The following is a 20824-nucleotide window of genomic DNA, read 5'->3' on the forward strand; positions in this document are numbered from 1 at the left end:
CGTCTTGCCGTCCTCGACGACGACCGGCCCGTTCTCCTCTTCGTGGCGCGCTAACGTACGGTGATTCTGGACGGCGTACTCCCGCGTGTCGAGCACGTCGGCCACGCGCGGGACGAAGTTCTCTACGTCGTCCGCGTCGATTTTCACCACGCACTCCCATATCTTCTCCCGGTGCTGCATTTCCCGGTCCGGGTCGTCCTCGTACAGGGAGAGCATCGCTTCGAGGGCCACCTTCGCCTCCGACGGTGGCATCTTCGACGGACTCCGGTCCTGTGGTGGGTCACACCGGTCCGTCACCTTACGCTGCGCGTTTGCGATCGTTCTCTGGAGGTAGTCGTCGCGGTCGAGTTTGTCGCGGTTCCGGTACCGGCGGAGGATGTTGGCTATGTCGCGGTCGTCGAACCGCCAGAACAGGAGTTTAGCGACTGCCGAGTAGTCGTATCCACTCGGACTGTCGTCGTCGTTCGGAAGCGGGAACCCCGGTTCGAGGTGCGTGAGAAGGTTGTTCAGTTTGTTGTCCCACTCACGCACCTGTTCGAGCGTCGTTCCGAACTCGTTCGTGTACTCGGTGCTGTCGTCTGCCGACACGTCAACGGAGTTCGGGGAGGCCGCCTGTGCGGGCGGAGACGTGTCCGCTTCGTCGTCGGCCACATACTCCGCGTGAATCTCCTTGATGGCGTTCGCGCGCTTCTGAACGTCGTCGGGAGTGTCCGGGAGTTGGTCCCCGGTGTAAGTCATGTACCGAACGTCGTCGTACATCTCAACCTCGGCGTTCTTCTCCTCGACGACCCACTCCGGCATGTCGAGCGTCCGCTCCTGCTTCCGCTTGTTCCGGCCGCCGGGGAGAATGCCCACGACGAAGATGCGGAGGCCGGTAATACTCGGGGAAAATTCGGTGTAACTGTCTGCGCGGGCGACGATGTCCTCCGCCCACGGTTCAATCTCCTTTGTCTCTGGGTGGACACACCCGTCCAAGTCGAGAGCGGCGATAACGTCCTGTTCGGAGAGCATGAACCCGATACCCTCGGTGTTAGTGTCCTCCCGTTCGTGGTACTCGACGGCCTCCTCGTAGGTCCCCCACGTCTTCGGGTCGTTACTCTTTGCGAACGTATGACCCTCGACGGGAGAGAGCGGTGGCTTCGTGTCTTTCCCGTCGCGCTTCCGGTAGCCCCAGCACACCCACTGGACCATCTCCTTCAGCGTCTCCAACTGGTCAGGATCCCAACTCATGCCGAGACACCCCCCTTGACCACACGGGAAAGGCGATTGGTCGGCAGTTGGTCGGCAGTTGGTCGGCAGTTGGTCGGCGTTTGGTCGGGTTCGACCAAATCGAAATCGCCATGCTGCGGCGGGGTAAGAGGAAATTTGGTCGATTTGGTCCAATCTGTGAGAGGGGAGGGACGTGCGAGCGGACGTCCGCGATTCGCGGAATGTATCTCACACACTCCCCCCTCCTCAGAGAATCGACCAAATCGGCCAAATATTCTTTTACTTCTCCGCTGTGTGGCGATTTCGATTTGGTCGAACCCGACCAAACGGGACCAAATCGACCAACTACTCGACCAAATCCCTCCCTCTTCCGTGGGGATTCATGACTGTCTATCATATTTGACATACTCGCCGCCGAGATACCGCTAAGGTGAGGCCGCTCCTCTCGTGCAAGTGTGCTCACGAGGAACACCCCTGGTAGTGCTTCCGGTGATATCTACAGAGTGTCTGACCTTCGCGCCCGTCTATGGAATAGACGGGCTTGAGTTCCGTCGTTGGCTGACAGTCACGAACACCGCACGTCTCGACGCCCTTCTCGCCGTCGCCGCCGTCGTTGTTTTCGTCGTTTTTCTCGTCGCGTTCAAAGATCGCTTGTTTCATATCGGGGATCTAGCCCCACTTTCGCGGAGGAAAACGGCAGACGGGAAGGAGTAGACGAAGGGTAAACGCCAAGATATATCCCCATGCAGCGCATAGGTATACCAGACGTACTATCATCGTCTACGCGGGGGTGAACCCACACCTTCGCGCGTCCGCAGCCGGTTGGTGACCGGCATCGTTGCGGTCTTCGCACGCCGGCCGGGGGAACTCTTGGCAGGGTGTCCCCGGCGGCGTGTGTGCCTATCCTCCGTAGCCGTGCCCCTACAACCCAGTCCGCGGAGTTAAGCCTCGCGTCGCGCGGCCGCGTCGGGATCGTACTGCTCGGCCATTTTCCTGAGCAACGAGTCCCACGTCTCGCCTCCTCGAAGAAGGGGACGGAGAATGTCGTCGCGGGTTTCCGAGCGAAGCGGAAGGCGTGTCCGATCGGTTTGAGGTGGTTTTCGTGCCATCCGTTACCTCTCCGTATCACAGCGGTAACCTTAAACCCTTCGCATGAAATGATTCACCGTATCAGATCCTATATGGTAGAGAATCAATCATATCTCGACGACCCCCCGGCGGCGATACTCACCACCGCACAGCGAGAGTATCTGACAGGAGAGCGCGAGGTCGAAGGTGCAACCGAACGGATGCTTCGGGGACGAATTCGTGACCGTCTACAGGTTAGCATATTCGACCTCGCGGTGATCGTGAACGAAATGTCCCTCGACGACCTCGACGAAGCACTCAGCGAACCCGACGGGTATGAGTCAAACTCGGGGACAACGCCGCCGCTCAACGCGCGGATGTATAGCCTGGCGACGTTGCTCTATCTGTACCACCGCGAGGGCGAGGTGGCGGGGGAGGGGCAGTCCGACGGGTGGCTCACCGCCCTCGACATCGAGGAGGGAATTAGGCGCGCACTGACGCGCATGGGCGTGTCGTACAACGACGTCAACGTTTCAATTGACGTCGACCGCGCCGAGGATTTGGAGACGCTAGCCGACCGTGAGGATTTGGCGTCACTCTCCCGCGAACAGTTGACCCAGTTGCTCACCGCGGGGCTGATATCGGGCGATGAGCACGCGGAGGCGTGGATGGAAAAGCGGAGTCGCGAACACGCCGAGGACGGGGGTGGGGAGGATGCGTCGCATCCTCCCGACGACGGTGAGTGACCGTCTCTTAACCAACGGGGTTAACCAACGCTCCCCAGAGAGAGCGGCGTCCCGTCAGGTGCTATGGGGTTGATGCCAGATCCCCCACTGCATGGGGTTGTCCGGTTCACCCTGCAAAAATACCCCATGGAGGAACAATACGCGTAGTTGATACGCAGCCGATCTGTCAGAAATGACGAGGTAATATACGTCGGCGTTTTGCCGGATTTTTTTCTCCAACGACACCACAGCATGAAGTGAACAACCGCCCGAATGCGGTGAATTTCGGCACTTCTCGCTCACACAGATAGGATTTTGAGATTGTCTCCGAACGCCCTGAGAGTATCCGGCAAGCAGCGGCCACCGTCGACCGCGACTATCGTGATGTGCACCGAAATCTCGAAGAACTTGAAATGTTGGGCGTCGTTGAGTTCGAAGAGCATGGCCAACGCAAGAAACCCGTCCTCCGTCGGGTGGATCTCAACGTCCCCTCGCTCCCCGGCGTTTCTCTTCCCGAAACATCGAATCCAACAACATGATGGCTAATGACTGTACCTGCCAGAATTCACGGATAAACGGCACACAGCTAGCCAACGGAACAATCGCCGAGGAATCGTGTCGCTTACTGCTGTTGCTCTGACGGCCATTGCCACTCCTGATTTTCGACCACACCCAGCAGTTCCCGGCGTCGTTCCGACAAGCTCTCTAACTCCTCGTCGAATTCCTCGTCGGGAACAAGTGGGATATACGCGTCACGGAGGCGATCAAGGTCTGGTCGTGGCGGCGTCTGATCGGCGGGCGGACTCATGGCCGTCTGCACGTAGTCTTGGACACTCGACTGCGCCGTTTCGAGGACGGGTTCATTCGGGCGTTGTTCGGAGTCGATGCCGGAATGGAGGATGGTTACTGCGTCGCTGAAGACGGCAACTGCCACCGGTGCCGCACGTTGTGCTCGTTTGCTACGGTAGTAATGGAGGACTGGATACGCCTTGTGCTGGGCAGCGAGGGTACTCAGACTCGACGCAAACGACTCTATCGGGAGGTCGTGTTGCTGGAGGTGGTCGCCGTTCCACCCTGTCCGGACGAACGCCTCGCTCGTCTCGCCCACCCCGAGAACGCTACTCGCGAACGATTGCTTGTTGACGACGCCTCGCAGGACGGAGATGACGTACGTCACGACCAGCGTGATCAAAATCATCCCACTCGCGTTCGTAAGTGCAGTAACTGTCCGCCAGACTGGATTCGTCGGGCTGAAGTCGCCGTTCCCCATCGTGAACAGGGTGTACGCGACGAAATACCCCCGTCCAACCCACTTTACGGGACTCGGGCCGCGTGTGTAATTGAGCGCGGTCGCATCACTTGCGAAGAGGAACGTCCACCCCGCCCAGAGCAGGACGATCCACATCCCGAGTGTGAGCGAGAGGACGAGCGGGCCGGACAGGGTGAGCACTCGGGACTTCCCATTGTCTACCGTCCTGAGTCCGCGCCACGTCCACCTCATCAGCGGTGAAGTAAGTGGGCCTGCACCGCCGTTCGTCCACAGTATCGTCCAAAGGAGATCCGTTATTACGACTGTGAGAAGACTGATGCCAACCAGCAAGTAGAGGAGTCGTACGCCCTCTACTGCCTGCAACGGAACGAGCGATTCCAAACTTACGTGGATCCCTGCAACCGAACTGGGCGGGACAAACGTACCGATCAACACGTGGATGATTCCACGGCCCAGAGGGCGTTAAGAGTACTTGCCTCATTTACGTCCCTTCCGGTTGTACGGTACCGACGGGCGGCACTCACCCTGCGTCAGCACGAACGCGCCGTGTATATGCTCAGTATCGTCTCTCTCGTCCATATTCACCAGGATGAAGTACGAGGTACATATGTTCAGGGGATGTTGAACTCATGAGCGACTGGACGGGGAAGTATTCAGTCGTGCCAACGAGCAGTCCCTGTTCGACGAGGAAGTCGTTCAGTTCCTTCTCGGCGACACCAACGAGAGACGTTACGAGATCAGCGATCAGGCAGAACTTCTGGATGCTGTTGTCCCACTCACCTCAGATATCGACCATCCGGAAGGCGTACGCGTCAGTGCGTGGTTGAGACGATCCACGACGAGGTTCAACCTCCGGATCGGTTCGCGGTCATAGTTCCCGAGAACGAAGTACGACCGGTCGTTCTCGTAGACAGGCGTCAACTCACTGAGGGCGTGGAGGATTTCTTCGTTGTCCGCCAGCGAGATATCCTCCTCGTCGAGTTTCTCCTTCGCACTTGTGAGGATCTCCGCAGGGATAGGCGACTCCTCGTCGGGCATGGACAGTTCTTCTCTCGAATAGGAGATAGGGTTTATGAAGTAATTTACCCGTTCATGCGAACGGAGTTTACTCCAGAGTAGTTTACTCAAGGGTAAACTACATGCCGTCAGGGTGCGAACTGTATCGTATGAGTTCTGACTTGGGGACTACGGAAGAGACGGAAACGCGCGAGCTCGTCCACTTCGTCACCCAGCAGACGCGGTTCGCGCTCATCAGCAATATCCTTCAGCACCCCAAGCAGTTGCCCTCGATGTATGAGCTCGAGGAGCTCAACCCGAGCGTCAGCGATGCCACCGTCTACAAGCACATCCAAAAGCTGATCGACGCCGGCATTGTCAGGGAAGTCGCACTCGACGACGACCGGCGCCGACAGGGCTATCCCTGGAAGTTCTACGGCCTCACTGAGAAAGGACGGATATTCCTCGAGGAACACAATCTGTTCGCCGCTGAGGAGACGCTTCAACAGATCTACGAAACCATCTCCGACAAGCCCGAGAAGATGGTCAAGTACGAGAACGCGCCCCGTCCTGAAGAGCAGTAGTCTTCCGCTGGTAGCGGGCGAGAATCATACTCTGTGGCTGGTGGATTTTCCCGTTAAGAAGTTGTAAAGCCGATCTGAGAGTACTACAGACGAGATCCCGATACACGGGCTCAAAATGATCAAATTAGCATCGTCTTAACCAACAAAAGAATGAATCGTCGTTCCGTGTTGGTTAACACGAGAATTCCCAATGTCTTACGAACCACCGAGCCCATCGACGGACCTTCCGACAGAGGTAGTAAACACCCTCAACGGGTTTCCACCGGAACGCCTCCGGGACGTTGCCCGCTATGCCGAGGCGTTGGCCGAACACAAGGAGCGTGAGGCTCATCTCGAGGCGGAGTCGGACGAGAGCGACATCAAGGAACGTCCTGACGATCTTCCGGACGACGTCCCAGCAAAGGCGACGATCACGATCAAAGAAATCAACGATAATCGCTATTACTACTGGCAGTGGAGAGAGGGAGACAAAATTAAGTCTAAATACAAAGGACCAGTCACCCCCGATGAGTAGTCCGTTCGAAGATTACCGCAATTTTCGCAGATACGATTTCTCAGAGGTGTTGTCAGACACTCCACTATTGCCAGTAAAATCGGGAGACGAAGCTCCGTTGAAAGAAACTGGCAACGACGGCTCTGGTGTTACCCAATCGGGTTAACTAGAAGAGAGGTTACTGGCAATACCGGAGAGGGTACTGGAGAAACTGGCACCGTCGGTTGGCGTTTTACTGGCAAAGGTGGAGAGGGTATTGGCACTACTGGTTTCGATGGTACCCCTCTCAATCCAGAACTTGATGCCTCTTTGCGGTTTCACGGATCTCAGTAAGATCTCCAAATTCACTCTCGAGCGCATCCAACGCAGATGAGAGCGAAACATCTAGCTCGTACTCGTTGTAGTTACCACGTCCACCAGTCGAATCGACGAGCCGTAAGATACCGTGTAAGCTCAGATCCGATAGGTGGTCATGAACTCGACGCCGTTTTAGCGGGTCAGTCCCATGATTCCGTAGTATCTTCTGATACCGTTGATAGATTAACTTCGTGCGTTCAGGAGTTTCGCCTTCAGCAGCTAGCTGACACACCGTCAGTAGTACGTATTGACCTTGACGGGTCAACGAATGCATTCCTTCGACAACCTGCTGGCGCTGAATTTGATGCTCAGCTTCCCGGACGTGTTCCTCCGTGATCTTCGCCTCGCCACCGGCCATTGCCTCGTTTTCAGCGATGTCAGCAGCTTTCCGTAATAGACGGAGTGCCTGCCGAGCAGACCCTGAGTCCTGTGCCGAGAACGCCGCACATAGCGGGATTACATCTGACTCAAGAACATCGCTGTGAAGTGCGATATCAGCACGTTGTCGAAGAATGTTTCGCAGTTCATTCGCATCATAGGGAGGAAAGAGAATCTCCTCTTCACAAAGCGTATCTTTCACCTTCGGAGACAGATTTTCTCGGAACTTGAAATCGTTCGAGATGCCGATAACACCGATTTTCACATCGAGATCCAGCTGAGACCGTGCTCGCGGGAGTTCATATAGGATATCGTCATCTGAGCCGATATTATCGATTTCGTCGAGGACAACGAGAATCGTCCCTCCAATCGACTCGAGGTCGTTGTAGAGTTCGTTGAAAATGCGTTTCTGTTGGTAACCAGTCTCGCTCATCGGTTCCCGTGAGGATGAGACAGTAGTGAGAGGGTGTGACGGTGAACGAATCTCGTTTACGAGATTGACCGCTACCTGATAAGAAGTAGTGCAGCCAGTACAGTTGAGTTCGATAACGTTGAGATCAACGTCATCGTACTCTTCGGCGGATTTCTGCAGTTCCTCGAGAAGATCGTGCGTAGCAGCGGTCTTCCCGACGCCGGTAACGCCATAGAGAAAGACATTGTTCGGTTGCCAGCCCTGAATGACGGGACGGAGAGCCGCCGCATATTCGTCGAGTTCTTCGTCCCGCTCTTCGAGTGTCTCTGGTTGGTAATCATCCCGGAGGACGTCTTTGTCCTGGAGGATGAACGATTCTCGATTGAATCGGCCCATACTCGGACTCAAGACGAAGAACCGCTATAAAACCACGGGTTCCAGTATCACCACTAACCCACCACTAGAACCAGTTCTGCCAGTATTGCGTCTGCTTATAGAACACACACACTCCACTATTGCCAGTAAACCTTCGTAACAACTGGAGGGGGTCAACGACCTCCTCTCTAGATAGCGACACTCTTAATACAATATACATTCAACCAGACCCGCACTAGCGAAAATTCAGCCAGCTGTAGTAGGTCTAAATAACAGTAACTAGACTAGAGGCGTGATAGTTTCTGCCCTCCCGTTCATTCTCTCCTCGTTACTGGCAATAGTGGAGTGAGAGAGGTACTTAAACAGCGATATTATTGGCAATACTGGCAACACCGGTCGCCTTCTCTCTGCTATCATAGTTGCCTTCCCGGTATTCCAGTCGAAATCCACCATTAACAGTCAAGGGCTCTTTGACATCCTCCCCACCGTGAACAGTGGATTCCTCCGTGGAGCGTCGGGCCATTCCGTCTGCCCCGAAGGCAGCTTCCTCTCCCCGCGTGGAGAGTACGTTGTTCACATACTCAGGTGGAAGTGCCGGCAGTCGGGAAGACGACCGGTTCTGGAGCGAGAAAGTTCTCTGTATCAATTTGCTCGGCAGTCCCGAGTACCGCAACGCCGATGGGCTGGGGCTAGCAGGCGACTACGAATTCGAATACGACCCAAAGCAGGGCCATCTCTCCGAGTTTCTCTGATTCTTCGATCCGCTGTCGAGCCGGACTGGCTAGTACAGCACTAGGTTTATACTGCTCGGAGCACTTCCTTCATGTATGAGCCTCGAAGAGACGGTCGACTACCTCGCTGAGGAACTTGACCTCGAGCGAAGTGACCACGTCCGAGAGGTCGGTCAGTCGGTCGCAGAGCTTCGCGACTGATCAAAATAGGTCTCTGAAATCCCGTTCGATGTGCCCAGATTCCAGATAGTCGATGAACTCCTGCTTTGTCGGCCCCGCTTTCTTGAGGAGATCGTTTCGCTCTGCGCGCTCCAAGACTGCACGAGCAAACTCCGTACAGTGGCCTTCGTGCCGAGTGGCGTACGTCGATAGTGCGTCACGCCAGTGCATATCCAGCTCGAACTCGTCTAACTGAATCTGAATCCCGTCTTTTCGCTCCACAAGGTCGACGCCAAGCTCTTGCAGTTGCTTGAATCGAATGTTGTTCCGGCGAACAGTGATGAGGCGCTTCGAGTCGACGATATAGGGATCAACCCACTCCTGCCAGGTTTCATCATCGAGGTGAGTGCGAGGCATTTCGAAATCTGGCTCTACACTCTCGATACAGAACTGCAGCATTGCAATCCCCGTTCGATGATTCGCATTCGGCAGCGAATGTCGGAGAATGAGATTCGACATCACCTCGCCGGCGACCTGTGGAAGTGGTGTTCCCCACGAGACGTGGTCGAGTACCTGCCGAATCTTTTGTGGTTCAAATTCCTTGTAGAGGCGGAACTCTTCTTTTTCTCCCACGTCTACAGCTGCTTCGAGCAATTCCACTAATCGAAACGCGACGACTTGCCCCTCACGGGGGAGCTCGGCGATTCGGTCGCTGAGCCACTTCTGGTTGAAGTCAATCTCGTTTGCGTCTTTGATCTCCGTGTCGCTCTCATAGAGGGCGTAGACGGGGGTATCAAACGGATAGCCGATGAGCTTCGTCGCGTTGTCCGAATCCTTACGACGGGAAAGGATCTCAGATTGAGAAGCCGAGCTATACTTTAGCGAGAAGTTCTCGGCTTGGGGATGGTGATAGTAGACGAGACGGGTCATCTGTGCAGAAGGGTTGGTGATACGTGCTTAAATCAACTCGGCGTTCGTGCTATCTGGGGCCCTGGCACTGCTTTGTCTTGGTATTACAGGTATCTGGGAAATTGAGGGATGCTTCGATGTGGAATTACTGAAAGGTCAGCCAGCATCCTGGAAACGATGAGAACGAACAAAACGAACGGAACGAATAGGATGAGCCGAACGAGAGTGATGAACGGAATTCCACTAACGAACTGGTTTGCGCACGGTCGAATCCATAGACTCGTTGATTGAAACGAAGGAAACGAACGTAACGAAGGCAGTGATGATAACGATTGAGTTATCTTCAACGAGCGGAACGAACAGTTGGTTTTAACATCGTAGTAATCCTCTCACCGAGTGAAACAACCTCACTGAACGAACGAACAGAACGAGCAAAACGAACGAAACGAATTAATTGAGAGGAACGAAGGATATGACCGACACAGACACCACACGAATCACCGTGGCGAATCAGAAGGGAGGCGCGGGGAAGACGACCGACGTCATTCACACCGGCGGGGCGCTTGCCGCCCGGGACCACGACGTCCTCCTGGTCGACATCGACTATCACGGAGGACTCACCTGTTCGCTCGGCTACAACGATCTATACTACGACACCGACCGCACAACGCTATTCGACGTCCTCGATTTCGATCAGATGGAGTCGGTGAACGACATTATCGTCGAGCACGAGGAGTTCGACATCCTCCCCGCGAGTGAGAAGCTCGCGAACAACAAGAACATCCAGACGCTCCTGGAAGCGCCAAAGAGCAGGGAACGGCTGGGGATGACACTCGACGAACTCGACAAGGACTATGACTACATCATCGTGGACACACCGCCTTCCCTGAACGTCCTCACTGATAACGCCCTCGTCGCGACCGGCAACGTCGTCATCCCCGTCATCCCCGAGAAACTCAACGCAAACAGCCTCCAGATTTTCGCGAAGCAGCTAGGCTCACTCGAACAGGCGTACGGTGACATCAACCGTCTCGCAATTGTCTGCAATCGTGTTGAGCAGAACGCGGAGCACCGCAAGACTATCGAGGAGATCAACTCGGCGTATTCGCTCCCTGTCTTCGAAATCCCGAAGCGGACTGACCTCTCCCAGTCCATCGGTGAAGGCGTGTCCGTCTTCGGCTTTGGTAAGGAGAATAAGCGCGTGGAGGATGCTCGCGAGTTGTTCAACGAGATTGCCGACCTGTTCGACGAGACGTTTGAGAAGCCCGCTCCTCAGGAGGTAGAAGCATGACCGACGGCTGGGGAGATGCCTCCGGCATCGAGGGTAACTACGAAGATGAGGACGATGAGGGCGATTCCAGCGAAGTGAGTGAGGTGAACGAACCGGAGGAACCCCGTTCGTCGACTGAAACGCCTGAATCGAACGCAACGATTGAAACGAACGGAACGAACGAAACGAACAAAACGAAGACGAATATCAAGGACGAATGGAACGGGCGGACTATCTACATTCCGGACGACATCCTCGGTGATATGGAGGATACGTACCTCGAGTCCCAGTTGAAACTCCGAAAAGCCGGTCGGGACGAGTTCAAGAAGAACCGCCATTTCTACCCGCTCCTTGTGCAGTTTGGGCTTGAGGCGCTCTCCGAGGCGGATGCTGATGAAATCCGGACACGGCTTTCCAAACTCGGCGACGAATAGCAGCGGTGAGCGCCGGAATTACAGTTTGGCTCGATTTTGGTGCCGAGGGTAATTCTCTGGTGGAGTCCCGGCCGAGAATTTATATAGCGGAATACAATATGCGGATACTCTACTGTACGATACTCGGCCATATGAGATTCTACACATAGAAATTCAATGATATCTCTGGTTTTGGAAGTGATCCGGATTCTGCCTGTAATCACGATCACGTCCACGCTCCCTGACACCGTCGAGTAAGCACGAATGCTGCAACCACTTCACGACGCTACTTCACTCGATTCCGAGTATACGCTAGTTCTCCTCAGCTGAGGTCGGGCGATAGCAAAGGACCAAGCTCGATATAGGACTAATGACATCAATCTATATTGAGACAAAGCACGAACTGTGTAGTATGACCGAAGACGAATCGAATTCCGGGGACCTGATGGAACGCCAGACCACGGGCGAAGACCGCGTGCGGATGACCGCCCGGCAGCTATCGGAGCCGCGGACGGCCAACTGGATCGCCTCCGAAGCGGGCTAGTCACACGAGCCGACCAAGCGCGTCCTCGAACGCCTCGTCGACGATGGCATCCTCCATCGTGACGAAAGCGGGACTCACACGACGTATTACCCTGATTACCGCCGCCAAGCGATCCAAGAAGCGATACAACTTCGAGACAGCGGGCATACTGTCGAGGAGCTTACAGGCCGTCTCGCCGATATGAAGACGCAGATCCGCGACTGGGAGGATGAATTCGATGTCGAATCACCGAACCAGCTTCGCGGGACGCTCGCTGACGAGTCCCTCGACGCTGACGAGGAAGACCGTCGCCGTGAGATTGCCCGCGAGTGGGAGCACCTTCAGCGGCGTATCCAGATCGTTGGCTTCGCCATCCGCGAATGGGACTTCCTCGCTCCGACGACAGAGCCTGCCGAGGCCAGCAGCTAACGGATGTCGGTCCCACATCCAGGTGGTGATCCGAACGCGAACCTCTACGCCCAGCTAAAGCGAGACGTCCTCGACCGTATTCCACAGATCACGGCCGTCGAGCACGTTCCTGACGATATCGAGGCCAGGCAACTGCGAGCGATTTTCGATCCAGCTCGCCTGGATCCCCGACAGGCCCTGATTCGCCGGAACTGACCGTCAAGTGGTATCGACAGGACCCACACGATTGGTTCCGTATCAACTATACCGACCCGAACACGGGCTTTCACGCTGGCTGGCATCAGGACGAGGACCATCCCGATCTTGGACGGGCGCATTTCCAGTACTTGACGCCGATGAGGAGGATCGCTGGGGGATCTCATTCGAACATGAGACCCCCTCCGGCCATGTTGCGGAGCATCTGGACGGGGCGTGAATCGTGGTCGAGTTCCGCGCGGGCGTCTCCCACCACCCGCCGGATGACGCGCGCCGACGACTGCCCCGGTAGGCATCAATTATAATCAAAATTGAATACATCCTTAATCTAGCAGTCAAAGTATGTCGCCAGTTTGAAACCGAGCTCGAGCGACGAGTCGTATCGGTTTCCTTCAATTGCATTGATCGTCTGTCGCGAGACATCAACTTCAGTTGCCAGTTCCTTCTGAGTAAGGCCCCGCTTTGCCCGCCAGATCTTTCAGTGTGTTATCCATAGGTGCTCCAGTCACACCCATCGTTTGAATAGGACCTGACTTGCTCCCTGAAGCAAAAACCCTCCCACACCGAGCAACGCAAACCATCCTTCCGGCAGTCTCACATCGGTGAAGAACTCGATACTCCAAATCGCCCAGATAGTCGACAGGAGGATCCAGAAGACAACCCATCCCGATCGATAGCGGATTTCCATCTGCCGTTCGTCATAATCACCCTCACTAGCGAGTATCCTCTCGAACCAGAGTCGGCCGCTGCTAATGAGAACAGCACCAACGATGGCGAGCACCACAATGAGGTCCGTGGTCACCCGTGACTCAAGTGCTGCTGGGACAAACGTAATCAGGAGGGTGCCGATTCCAAGGATTGCAATTGCACCAACTCGTTGGATAGAATGCACGATATGGGACGTATATAATTTACAATATATTAAGTATTTTCCTTTCGTTAAATGGCCACGACAGAATGATTGTGTTCTGTTGGGATCATTTCAGCGCTCGATCTTACAGTGCCCTGTCAGCAGTGTGGGATCAGGAAATGCGAGATTTTCATAAGAGAGTGTATCTCGCATGCTGAACTCACCAAGTCGATGACCTATGGCACGAGAAATCTGAGATCAATGACAATCCTACATCACTTGTTCGTTGTATTCGGGAGATCATATGAGTAGATGTCCCTACATGCGTTGGCTTACTACTTATATTATTGACAAGCTATGCAAGTCCTTTCAAAGTTCCTGCAACATCTTTCCAATAACCAAACACACCAGGTGCCTACACAAGCTATGAGACAGGGAAGACAGCTCTTAACCGTGCCACAGGCGGAACAGGCCGATAAACAAACGACATTGTAGTTCGTGCATTTTCTATGATGGAGCCAGCCGCTAGAAATAGCAGAGCACCCGGAACAATGCGACATCGTGGTGAAATCAGACTGCGGTTTCGTCAGCTTTCCGTTAGCACTCAATTGTGAAAGCTCAAGACGTGCATCTTCTACTGTTTCACCCTTAATCTTCCAACGGGTTGCTTTTGTTTTTATTCCACCCTCGACCTTACTGAATTCTCTCCACCAAATCGCCTCATTGTCGGTTGCATAGGCCAGCGCAGTCATTTCGTTCCCATTTTCAAGCGTATGCCGCACTCCAGAGACAAAAATGTCGTCTTTGGCGAGATCGTCCACACTGTTCTCTTTTGCGACTTGAGGGGAGTTTCGGGTAATGATCCCCCCACTCGCCGAACTACTATGAGACGCTTCTACTACTGTCCCAGTTTGCACTGTCTCTCGCATCGTCGCGTCCATGATGTTTGCGACATCTTCCTGTTCCGTGACCTTGCGTGCTAGTTGATCCAACTCGTCGACAGGGATCGCTTCTCTACTTTTAGAGGGGGATTGCTCAGGGGGAGCGGCCTGCGCTGTTGAGGGGGAGACACTGCCAGTAATAGCAACCCCTCCCGCTCCGCTGAGAGCCCTGACGAAGCTGCGTCGGTTGATCGAGTCAGTGCCTTCCTCGTTTTCGTCCACTCTGTGTTCTTCGGACATCGCAGTTCGACCTACACTCGTCCGCATATTTACCTTACTGCGTGGGCGATTTCCTCCCCAGTGAGCAACTACCTACTGGTGAGCATCTGCCCAGCCTCTGGATAAGTGTTTACCTAGTAGGTTTCTACTCACCACCTTAGCCAGTGCCCACATAGCGCGCAACTGCTCAGCAGATAAAGTGAAACCTACGACGTCTGTAGTCTACTATAATGTCAGTCATTGATCGCCTTCATCAACCTGAATATACCGGCGAGAATCGCTGTATCCCATGTACTTCCGTCAATATCGCTATCGCGGCAGCAGGCAGTGCTCTGGCTGCCAAACTCACATCACGACGACTTGGCAGTATGGCGTTCATCACCTCTCTCGGAACTATCTACCTTCGTGGCTATCTCGTTCCTGGCACGCCCACGCTCACGAAACGTTACTTCCCTGAGCGCGTCCTCCGATGGTTCGACAAGGATATCACTACGGCGGCGATGACAGACGAGACCGTCGAGATCGACCCTGAGCAGATACTCCTCAACGCTGGTGCGGTCGAACCATGTCGTGAAGGAATCGACCTCTGTCTCACCACGGACTTTCAGGAAGCATGGCGCGAACGCCTCCATACTGCCCGCGCACACGACCTTGGCGAGGACCACCTCATGGGTGCGCTCGGTGTCTCGACTACAGACGACCAAATCACAGTGGAGCAACACGGCGAATCGTTCGTCGCCCATACCGACGATGCTGTCATTGGACAATGGGGTTCACAGGCTGCGGCCGTCGCCGATGTGACCGCTGCGACCGAACTCAGCGAACGCTTCTCCGACTGGCAGAACCTCGCTCCTGCTGAGATCGCGCGCGTACTGATGAGCCTCCGCATCTTCATTGAACAGTGCCCTGACTGCGACGGTCCCGTACAGGTAGAGGAGGAAGTCGTTGAGTCGTGCTGTCGGTCGCATGATGTGGTCGTCTCGGCCTGTCAAGACTGTGATGCTCGTCTATTCGAAATAGAAGGGATGATATCGTCATAGGCGACGATCTGGAGCAGCCGAATCAGTCCGCTCAAGCTATATACCGTGTAAACTGGCAAGAGATTCACTCAGCGTGTAGGTCTCGATGGTCGGGCCTGCGTCGGCGGTGACGCGGGCGACTCGGTTCTGTGATCGGTCGCCGGTTTCGTGGCTGAATGGTGCATGAGTGTGCGAGAAAGGCGTCTTCGATAAAGACCTGATGCGCCGAATCGATTGGAGGACCGAATGCATGTTGCCGCTTTGTTCAATAGACATACTTCAGAATCCCGACACAGAATATATAGTTGATATGGCGTTACAATCCTATTCTTGTAACGATAGAATTCATCAGTGGGAATACTAGGTTCCAGCGCGGTCAGAATATTTTGTCGATATGAGATCTGGATTGACCTAAGCATAGAACTTTAGCTCCGAGATAGTGGACCAAATCTCGGTGGGTGACAATCTACGCCCGTCAGACACCGGAGACGGGACATGATTGACCACTTGACCCAGTTCTCGAAAACCGTCAACCAGTCTCTATTCCAGTGCCGACTACAAGCAGTACCGAGCCACTCGTAGGAGCTTCTTATGCATAATGTGGTCGCATTCGCTGTTTGAGTCACACGGAATATCTATACTGTGTACGGGCTAGGCTGAGGTTCGGAGATTAAGGCGTATGGTTGATGCTGGCACGGTCTCCGAGAGGTTCGGTGGGGAATAAGTCGTAGACGACGGTTGCTCGCGAGTTGGGATGTCCGTGTCAAGGGAAGACACGAAGATGTACGGACCACATGGCGACACGTATCTGAGGACAGTTAAACAGTTCAAGCCAAGAGGGCTGATCAACGCGTTCCACAACGCAACAGAGCAGTTACTCTGGCCGATCCAGAATAAGTCGTCGTTTCGTCGCCCGGTCACCGCAGCGATAGACATCACGACGGTTCGATACTACGGCGACGTCGATGGAATGCCGATGGTAAGCGGGACAATGAACCACGAGGAAAGAGCATTCAAGTTCGCTACACTGTGTGTCGTTGGTCGGAACGTTCCTCTTGTTCTCGCAATCGAGCCAGTTCGAGAGAGTCCACCGTGGGATGACAACCCCGCGGCGTCAGGAAACGGGAGAACGGTGTTCTCGACAAATATGCGAGTGAGCGCGGATGAAGCTGAGGCAGTCTGCTGTCGGTACAGTTCACGGTGGCAGATCGAGAATGGGTATAAGTCGATCAAGAACGATTTCCTCGCGAAGACATCGTCGAAGGATTACCGCGTCCGGCTGTTTTACTTTGTGTTCGCGGTCCTCCTCCACAATATCTGGAGGGTCACTGACTTTCTGCTTAGCGCTGCTGTCACTGGAGAAATGGACTATGCACCAGTGTTGACTGGTGGAGAGTGTGTCGAGATTGTCTCCTCGGGGATTCCACCTCCCAACTGAACAGGATCAATCTCGGGTCGCCCGTTGTGAGTGGTGACACTGTCAACAGTAGCCGTTTCTGCTCCGATTTTCTGGAGATCTGGTGCAGTGCCGAGTGAGTAGTGGATTGTTGCTTACTGTCGCCGCCATAGTTCAGTCTCTTCTCGGAGGAATCGGGCCAGAATCTTTCCATCCTCCGAATCTTCTCTGCGAGGATATTGAAATCCTATATAGCGGTATTTGGTGTATTAGAATCGTGTGACGTGGGAATATGCTGATTTCGTGGGATTGGGGGTCTGTGCTTGGCGTTCGGGTATATCGGAGCTCCACTTTGGCTTAATAAATGTCAAGTGGTAACATGGAGTCGAATGGATATTCGTGACTTTCAGGAATTCGTATTATCCTGTTCATCTCGCCACGAACCCCAGACCTCACGGTACTTCCCAAGTTCTCGACACTCGTTCTTTCGTTCGAAGGCGTCGATGGCGTAGAGAACTTCATTGTCCTTGTCCCGGTCGAGTAGAACGCAGAAGTCACCGGCGTGGAATTATACCAAACGGCGTCGTAGCAACGGGTGTAGAAGGCTGGTCCCTTGGGCGTCGAAAGTCGCCCCGGCGTGGTCCTGACGCCGGGACTGGCCTTCTCAAAAGGACTAGAAGACTATGCCAAAATACGACACGACCGCTGAAAGGTGCATCGCTATCACCACCTCGCCCGAACCGCGCGACGAGCGAGCGGTGAAGGAGTATCTTACTCTCCTGCCAACGGTCCCGGTGTTCGAGGACGACCCCGACACGTTTCTCTGCGTCAGTCAGTCAGGAAGCCAGTACCACGTCCCCCTCGCGCCCGGCCAACGACCGCCGGAGTGCGACTGCTCGCCGCGGGCGACGACTGACGCTTGGCGCCCGCTGAACCGCCCCGAACCCTCGGGATCGCGGCGGTAAAACCACCTGCCTGCGACCCAATTCACTTTGTAAACTATGACTCACGATACCGAAAGAGACGACTCCGTACTGTAGACCTTGGCAGTTTGGGTTTCTACTAACTGATCATCTGCTAACATATTAAGACGAGATTGTTCACAGACGCTGACTGCACTCTCTCATCAACTCAGAACTGAGAGGAGCGAGTCGGAATGTAGATTCAGAGGAGTTCGCTCGTTTCGTCCAGGAAGTGGTTCTACCGTTTTCCTCTCCCGTCGAAACGTAATCTCACCATCCTCAATTTTTTCGCACCGCAGAAGTGCACTCGTCATTAACCCGAGTGAGTTATCGACCCTAGTAGTGCTTCGACGTAAATTACCAGAATAGGGAAAAAGTGGTTTTTTCTTGTTGAACTAGAGATGAGTCTACATTTATTGGAGGTGCTCCGTTATTGTCAACTAGTATGGGTGACTGGTTCTTTGTTTCGTGGGAACAGATTAATATTGCCAGTTGGCTCCTCCTCACTATCGGTGGTGTATCATGGAGGGTTGTCGATTGGGACTTCACACGTTCGTTCCTACGATCGTTTTTCTACGGAGATGCCTATGAAGGGCTGAACAGTATCGACCGCGGTGGAGGAATAGACAGAGACGATGGCTCAGAATTTACTGATACAATGGATATTCTCGAAGAATATGGTTACTTAGATGATATTAGTAAAGATCGCCAAGCGATTGTTCGTGCACGTCGAAGCCATAATGAGATCCTGCTCTTCTCCGAGGACGAAGAGTATGAAGTGATCAACCGACTTGATCGGTTACGACCGCAAGTATTGACGGAGATGGAAGGGAAAGTTGACCACATCTTGAGGATCATCAAGCACATTAGCACTGGTGCATTCTTCTTGGGTCTTGTTCTACAGGGTCTGTACTTGTTTCGACCGTAAGGACGTTTTGACATCGCTCGACCGGCCACCGACTCTTCCCCATCGAATCAGCGTACTCACGTACAGATACCCTGAAACGACGGCGAAGTACAGTCCAGGGCCGATGATTTGCGGTTCGTCCCATTGGTCGAACGTCTGGCTGATATCCTCCACGCAGAATTGCACGATGTCGATCAGCCTTCGTACGCGGTCGTGAGTGAGGTACTCGATGTCCAACGGATCTGACCTGGCCATACATATGTACCCTTGCGGACGCGCATAAAGTCCGGATTTCACGTTCGCTCTTCTCTACTACCGAGGAGTCACCGGTGCGGCGAACGTGGGAAGCGCCAGGAACAATGGTTCCGGTGCCTGAACCCCGACTGTCGCGTCGGGAGCATTGATGCCGACCGGTCGGCCGCTATTCCAATCGCCTCTCGCGGCGAGGAATGCGCCCCATGACGGAGATGAGTTACGAACGGTGTAACAACCCGGTTCGACGCGACGCGCGACAGTGCGGCGGGCAGGAACGACACTACCTGGTGTCCGGCGTGCGGGGAGAAATACGGTGTTCAGGTTCTGTTGAAACACTCATTTGGTGATAGTTTGACGAGAGTGTGCTGAATACAGGGCGCGAGTCGGTCACCTACTCGGCACTCACAGTAATGGAATCAAATCGCTCAGTACAGAGCTCGCATTGAACACCTCCATAAAAAATTGAAGTACTATACGACAGTATCTCATCGGAATGGTCGATAAGGACGTTGTTCGACGCAGTTACGATGACTTAGATGAGACGTATGCCGCAGAACGGTCTGAAGGTGGTCACGGGATAGAGATACTTGACCAGTTTCTCAGACGGCTTCCGAAGTCTGCGCGTGTTCTCGATGCTGGTTGCGGACAGGGGGCACCAGTCCTCCGCCGGTTGAGTGCATCGACGACCGCAACCGGGATGGATTTTTCTCGTACACAACTGGAGTTGGCCACGGAAAACGCTCCTCGTGCGTCGCTCATACAGGGCGATATGGTAAATCTTCCCGTCCGTGACAGCCTGTTTGATGCAATCACTGCATACCACTCGTTGATTCACATTCCACTGGAAGAACATCAAGCGGTTATCGACGAGTTCGCGCGCGTCTTGCGTCCCGACGGGCGGTTGCTCCTCTCCGAAGGCCCCGATGAATGGAGTGGGTCGAATCCGAATTGGCTCGGGAGCGGTACCGAGATGCAGTGGCATATCGCCGGAGCAGAAGCCACACGAGAGCACCTACGCAACGCTGGTTTCACTATCGCAGATGAGTGGGGAACCGCCGACACGTTAACCGAAGATGGCGGGCGTTGGGTGTTCTTCTCGACTCGATAAATAGGCACGCGCTATCTAGCGGTTGGTTCAGCGTTGGTGAGGCGAAATAAACGAAGCCATGGTGAGAGATGCACTCTCTGTATCGCGCACACTACTACTGTCAGCCGTTGAGGGTTTCACCAGAACCACCCATAGCCTCTTCCGGGATTACTCATCAAGCAGCTCGCTCGCCGCGTCCCCCCGCTCAGAAGCGTCGATATGTGAGTACGCCTGTTTCGTGACCGAGAGGCTACTGTGCCGTAGGATGTCTGATGCGAGTCCCCGGTCCTTCCGGAACAGCGTGTCACCGAGTCCGCGACGAGCACCGTGTAGCTTCGGTGCCTCGCCGTCTACCTCAACACCGGCGTTCTCGGCGATTCGCGCCAGTACCTTCCGGGCACCGTGGGTCGTAATCGCCGGTGGCACAATCTCGTACTCCTGAAGGACCGCATCCACGTCAGCATCCGCGAGCAACTCCTCAACATCCTCCCGAGCTTCTCGGACAACGGCATACTTCGAGGGCGCGTGAGCGGTCGGGAACACCGGCCACTCGTCGGTCGGCGGGTCCTGTACCTGGTACCACCGTTCGATAGCGTCACGAGCTTGCTCTAGCACCGAGACGTCCTCCCACGACTGCGATTTCCCCCAGACTCGGAACGTCCACGACTCGCGGTCTACACGACTCCACGTTA

18 protein-coding genes and 6 pseudogenes are annotated in these 20824 nt (G+C 54.6%); 13 read left to right on the forward strand and 11 right to left on the reverse strand.

What is annotated here, in order from left to right; translation table 11 throughout:
• Together ACFQEV_RS01795 and ACFQEV_RS01800 are read right to left on the reverse strand one after the other, a co-directional pair.
• A partial coding sequence (locus ACFQEV_RS01795; RefSeq protein ID WP_379692212.1) for a hypothetical protein occupies positions 1 to 1230 on the reverse strand: 1230 nt, incomplete at its 3' end.
• Between the two features lie 438 nt (positions 1231 to 1668).
• A complete protein-coding gene (locus tag ACFQEV_RS01800) occupies positions 1669 to 1869 on the reverse strand; it encodes a hypothetical protein (protein ID WP_379692213.1) in 201 nt (66 codons plus the stop codon).
• 521 nt (positions 1870 to 2390) lie between these two features.
• Between ACFQEV_RS01800 and ACFQEV_RS01805 the strand changes: the two genes are divergently transcribed.
• Together ACFQEV_RS01805 and ACFQEV_RS19865 are read left to right on the forward strand one after the other, a co-directional pair.
• Entirely contained in the window at positions 2391 to 3023 is a 633-nt protein-coding gene (locus ACFQEV_RS01805) for a hypothetical protein (RefSeq protein WP_379692214.1), read from the forward strand.
• Between the two features lie 299 nt (positions 3024 to 3322).
• Positions 3323 to 3541 (forward strand): HVO_A0114 family putative DNA-binding protein, encoded by a 219-nt coding sequence (locus ACFQEV_RS19865; protein WP_464391838.1) that lies wholly within the window; start codon positions 3323 to 3325, stop codon positions 3539 to 3541.
• Positions 3542 to 3624: 83 nt separating this feature from the next.
• On the opposite strand, the gene ACFQEV_RS01810 is transcribed toward ACFQEV_RS19865, so the two are convergent.
• Positions 3625 to 4653 (reverse strand): potassium channel family protein, encoded by a 1029-nt coding sequence (locus tag ACFQEV_RS01810; protein WP_379692216.1) that lies wholly within the window; start codon positions 4651 to 4653, stop codon positions 3625 to 3627.
• A 265-nt stretch (positions 4654 to 4918) separates the two neighbouring features.
• Positions 4919 to 5310: pseudogene (locus ACFQEV_RS01815) on the reverse strand (DUF8170 family protein); the annotation flags it as partial.
• A gap of 128 nt (positions 5311 to 5438) precedes the next feature.
• Between ACFQEV_RS01815 and ACFQEV_RS01820 the strand changes: the two are divergent.
• Together ACFQEV_RS01820 and ACFQEV_RS01825 are read left to right on the forward strand one after the other, a co-directional pair.
• Positions 5439 to 5852, forward strand: coding sequence for a PadR family transcriptional regulator (locus tag ACFQEV_RS01820; RefSeq protein WP_379692218.1), 414 nt, complete (start codon positions 5439 to 5441; stop codon positions 5850 to 5852).
• Positions 5853 to 6042: 190 nt separating this feature from the next.
• Positions 6043 to 6366, forward strand: coding sequence for a DUF6788 family protein (locus ACFQEV_RS01825; RefSeq protein ID WP_379692219.1), 324 nt, complete (start codon positions 6043 to 6045; stop codon positions 6364 to 6366).
• Between the two features lie 265 nt (positions 6367 to 6631).
• On the opposite strand, the gene ACFQEV_RS01830 is transcribed toward ACFQEV_RS01825, so the two are convergent.
• Complete coding sequence (locus ACFQEV_RS01830; protein WP_379692220.1) at positions 6632 to 7888, reverse strand: orc1/cdc6 family replication initiation protein; 1257 nt, start codon at positions 7886 to 7888, stop codon at positions 6632 to 6634.
• Between the two features lie 911 nt (positions 7889 to 8799).
• Positions 8800 to 9687, reverse strand: a complete 888-nt coding sequence (locus ACFQEV_RS01835) for a DUF8172 family protein (RefSeq protein ID WP_379692222.1) — start codon at positions 9685 to 9687, stop codon at positions 8800 to 8802.
• A 451-nt stretch (positions 9688 to 10138) separates the two neighbouring features.
• On the opposite strand from ACFQEV_RS01835, the gene ACFQEV_RS01840 reads away from it, so the two are divergent.
• The 4 genes and pseudogenes from ACFQEV_RS01840 to ACFQEV_RS01855 form a co-directional block, all read left to right on the forward strand.
• Positions 10139 to 10957 (forward strand): ParA family protein, encoded by an 819-nt coding sequence (locus ACFQEV_RS01840; protein WP_379692223.1) that lies wholly within the window; start codon positions 10139 to 10141, stop codon positions 10955 to 10957.
• Positions 10954 to 11370 (forward strand): hypothetical protein, encoded by a 417-nt coding sequence (locus ACFQEV_RS01845; RefSeq protein WP_379692224.1) that lies wholly within the window; start codon positions 10954 to 10956, stop codon positions 11368 to 11370. The genes ACFQEV_RS01840 and ACFQEV_RS01845 overlap by 4 nt, the downstream gene beginning before the upstream one ends.
• A gap of 349 nt (positions 11371 to 11719) precedes the next feature.
• A pseudogene (locus ACFQEV_RS01850) lies at positions 11720 to 12301 on the forward strand (DUF7342 family protein).
• A 3-nt stretch (positions 12302 to 12304) separates the two neighbouring features.
• A pseudogene (locus ACFQEV_RS01855) lies at positions 12305 to 12683 on the forward strand (hypothetical protein); the annotation flags it as partial.
• Positions 12684 to 12824: 141 nt separating this feature from the next.
• Here ACFQEV_RS01855 and ACFQEV_RS01860 read toward each other — a convergent pair.
• From ACFQEV_RS01860 to ACFQEV_RS01870, 3 genes are all read right to left on the reverse strand, one after another.
• Entirely contained in the window at positions 12825 to 12971 is a 147-nt protein-coding gene (locus ACFQEV_RS01860) for a helix-turn-helix transcriptional regulator (RefSeq protein ID WP_379692323.1), read from the reverse strand.
• Positions 12972 to 13001: 30 nt separating this feature from the next.
• Positions 13002 to 13298, reverse strand: a complete 297-nt coding sequence (locus ACFQEV_RS01865; RefSeq protein ID WP_379692226.1) for a hypothetical protein — start codon at positions 13296 to 13298, stop codon at positions 13002 to 13004.
• A 392-nt stretch (positions 13299 to 13690) separates the two neighbouring features.
• Positions 13691 to 14527 carry a hypothetical protein gene (locus ACFQEV_RS01870; RefSeq protein WP_379692227.1) on the reverse strand — a complete coding sequence of 279 codons (837 nt, stop codon included), beginning with the start codon at positions 14525 to 14527 and terminating at the stop codon, positions 13691 to 13693.
• Positions 14528 to 14736: 209 nt separating this feature from the next.
• On the opposite strand from ACFQEV_RS01870, the gene ACFQEV_RS01875 reads away from it, so the two are divergent.
• Together ACFQEV_RS01875 and ACFQEV_RS01880 are read left to right on the forward strand one after the other, a co-directional pair.
• On the forward strand, positions 14737 to 15546 hold the full coding sequence (locus ACFQEV_RS01875) for a DUF8054 domain-containing protein (RefSeq protein ID WP_464391835.1): 810 nt from the start codon (positions 14737 to 14739) through the stop codon (positions 15544 to 15546).
• 763 nt (positions 15547 to 16309) lie between these two features.
• Positions 16310 to 16963 (forward strand): annotated as a pseudogene (locus tag ACFQEV_RS01880) (hypothetical protein); the annotation flags it as partial.
• Between the two features lie 364 nt (positions 16964 to 17327).
• On the opposite strand, the pseudogene ACFQEV_RS01885 reads toward ACFQEV_RS01880, so the two are convergent.
• A pseudogene (locus tag ACFQEV_RS01885) lies at positions 17328 to 17480 on the reverse strand (type II toxin-antitoxin system RelE family toxin); the annotation flags it as partial.
• 124 nt (positions 17481 to 17604) lie between these two features.
• On the opposite strand from ACFQEV_RS01885, the gene ACFQEV_RS01890 reads away from it, so the two are divergent.
• From ACFQEV_RS01890 to ACFQEV_RS01900, 3 genes are all read left to right on the forward strand, one after another.
• Positions 17605 to 17886: a hypothetical protein gene (locus ACFQEV_RS01890; protein WP_379692231.1), complete on the forward strand. Its 282-nt coding sequence runs from the start codon at positions 17605 to 17607 to the stop codon at positions 17884 to 17886.
• 442 nt (positions 17887 to 18328) lie between these two features.
• Positions 18329 to 18811: a hypothetical protein gene (locus tag ACFQEV_RS01895; RefSeq protein WP_379692233.1), complete on the forward strand. Its 483-nt coding sequence runs from the start codon at positions 18329 to 18331 to the stop codon at positions 18809 to 18811.
• A 727-nt stretch (positions 18812 to 19538) separates the two neighbouring features.
• Complete coding sequence (locus ACFQEV_RS01900) at positions 19539 to 20153, forward strand: class I SAM-dependent methyltransferase (protein ID WP_379692235.1); 615 nt, start codon at positions 19539 to 19541, stop codon at positions 20151 to 20153.
• Positions 20154 to 20300: 147 nt separating this feature from the next.
• On the opposite strand, the pseudogene ACFQEV_RS01905 reads toward ACFQEV_RS01900, so the two are convergent.
• A pseudogene (locus ACFQEV_RS01905) lies at positions 20301 to 20824 on the reverse strand (tyrosine-type recombinase/integrase); the annotation flags it as partial.

Source organism: Halopelagius fulvigenes (genome assembly GCF_042662625.1).
Classification (GTDB): domain Archaea; phylum Halobacteriota; class Halobacteria; order Halobacteriales; family Haloferacaceae; genus Halopelagius; species Halopelagius fulvigenes.

Coding starts and splice junctions, on each gene's coding strand:
- ACFQEV_RS01800 (WP_379692213.1), bottom strand. CDS start 1,869: ATGAAACAAGCGATCTTTGAACGCGACGAGAAAAACGACGAAAACAAC.
- ACFQEV_RS01805 (WP_379692214.1), top strand. CDS start 2,391: ATGGTAGAGAATCAATCATATCTCGACGACCCCCCGGCGGCGATACTC.
- ACFQEV_RS01820 (WP_379692218.1), top strand. CDS start 5,439: ATGAGTTCTGACTTGGGGACTACGGAAGAGACGGAAACGCGCGAGCTC.
- ACFQEV_RS01825 (WP_379692219.1), top strand. CDS start 6,043: ATGTCTTACGAACCACCGAGCCCATCGACGGACCTTCCGACAGAGGTA.
- ACFQEV_RS01830 (WP_379692220.1), bottom strand. CDS start 7,888: ATGGGCCGATTCAATCGAGAATCGTTCATCCTCCAGGACAAAGACGTC.
- ACFQEV_RS01835 (WP_379692222.1), bottom strand. CDS start 9,687: ATGACCCGTCTCGTCTACTATCACCATCCCCAAGCCGAGAACTTCTCG.
- ACFQEV_RS01840 (WP_379692223.1), top strand. CDS start 10,139: ATGACCGACACAGACACCACACGAATCACCGTGGCGAATCAGAAGGGA.
- ACFQEV_RS01845 (WP_379692224.1), top strand. CDS start 10,954: ATGACCGACGGCTGGGGAGATGCCTCCGGCATCGAGGGTAACTACGAA.
- ACFQEV_RS01870 (WP_379692227.1), bottom strand. CDS start 14,527: ATGTCCGAAGAACACAGAGTGGACGAAAACGAGGAAGGCACTGACTCG.
- ACFQEV_RS01875 (WP_464391835.1), top strand. CDS start 14,737: ATGTCAGTCATTGATCGCCTTCATCAACCTGAATATACCGGCGAGAAT.
- ACFQEV_RS01890 (WP_379692231.1), top strand. CDS start 17,605: ATGCCAAAATACGACACGACCGCTGAAAGGTGCATCGCTATCACCACC.
- ACFQEV_RS01895 (WP_379692233.1), top strand. CDS start 18,329: ATGGGTGACTGGTTCTTTGTTTCGTGGGAACAGATTAATATTGCCAGT.
- ACFQEV_RS01900 (WP_379692235.1), top strand. CDS start 19,539: ATGGTCGATAAGGACGTTGTTCGACGCAGTTACGATGACTTAGATGAG.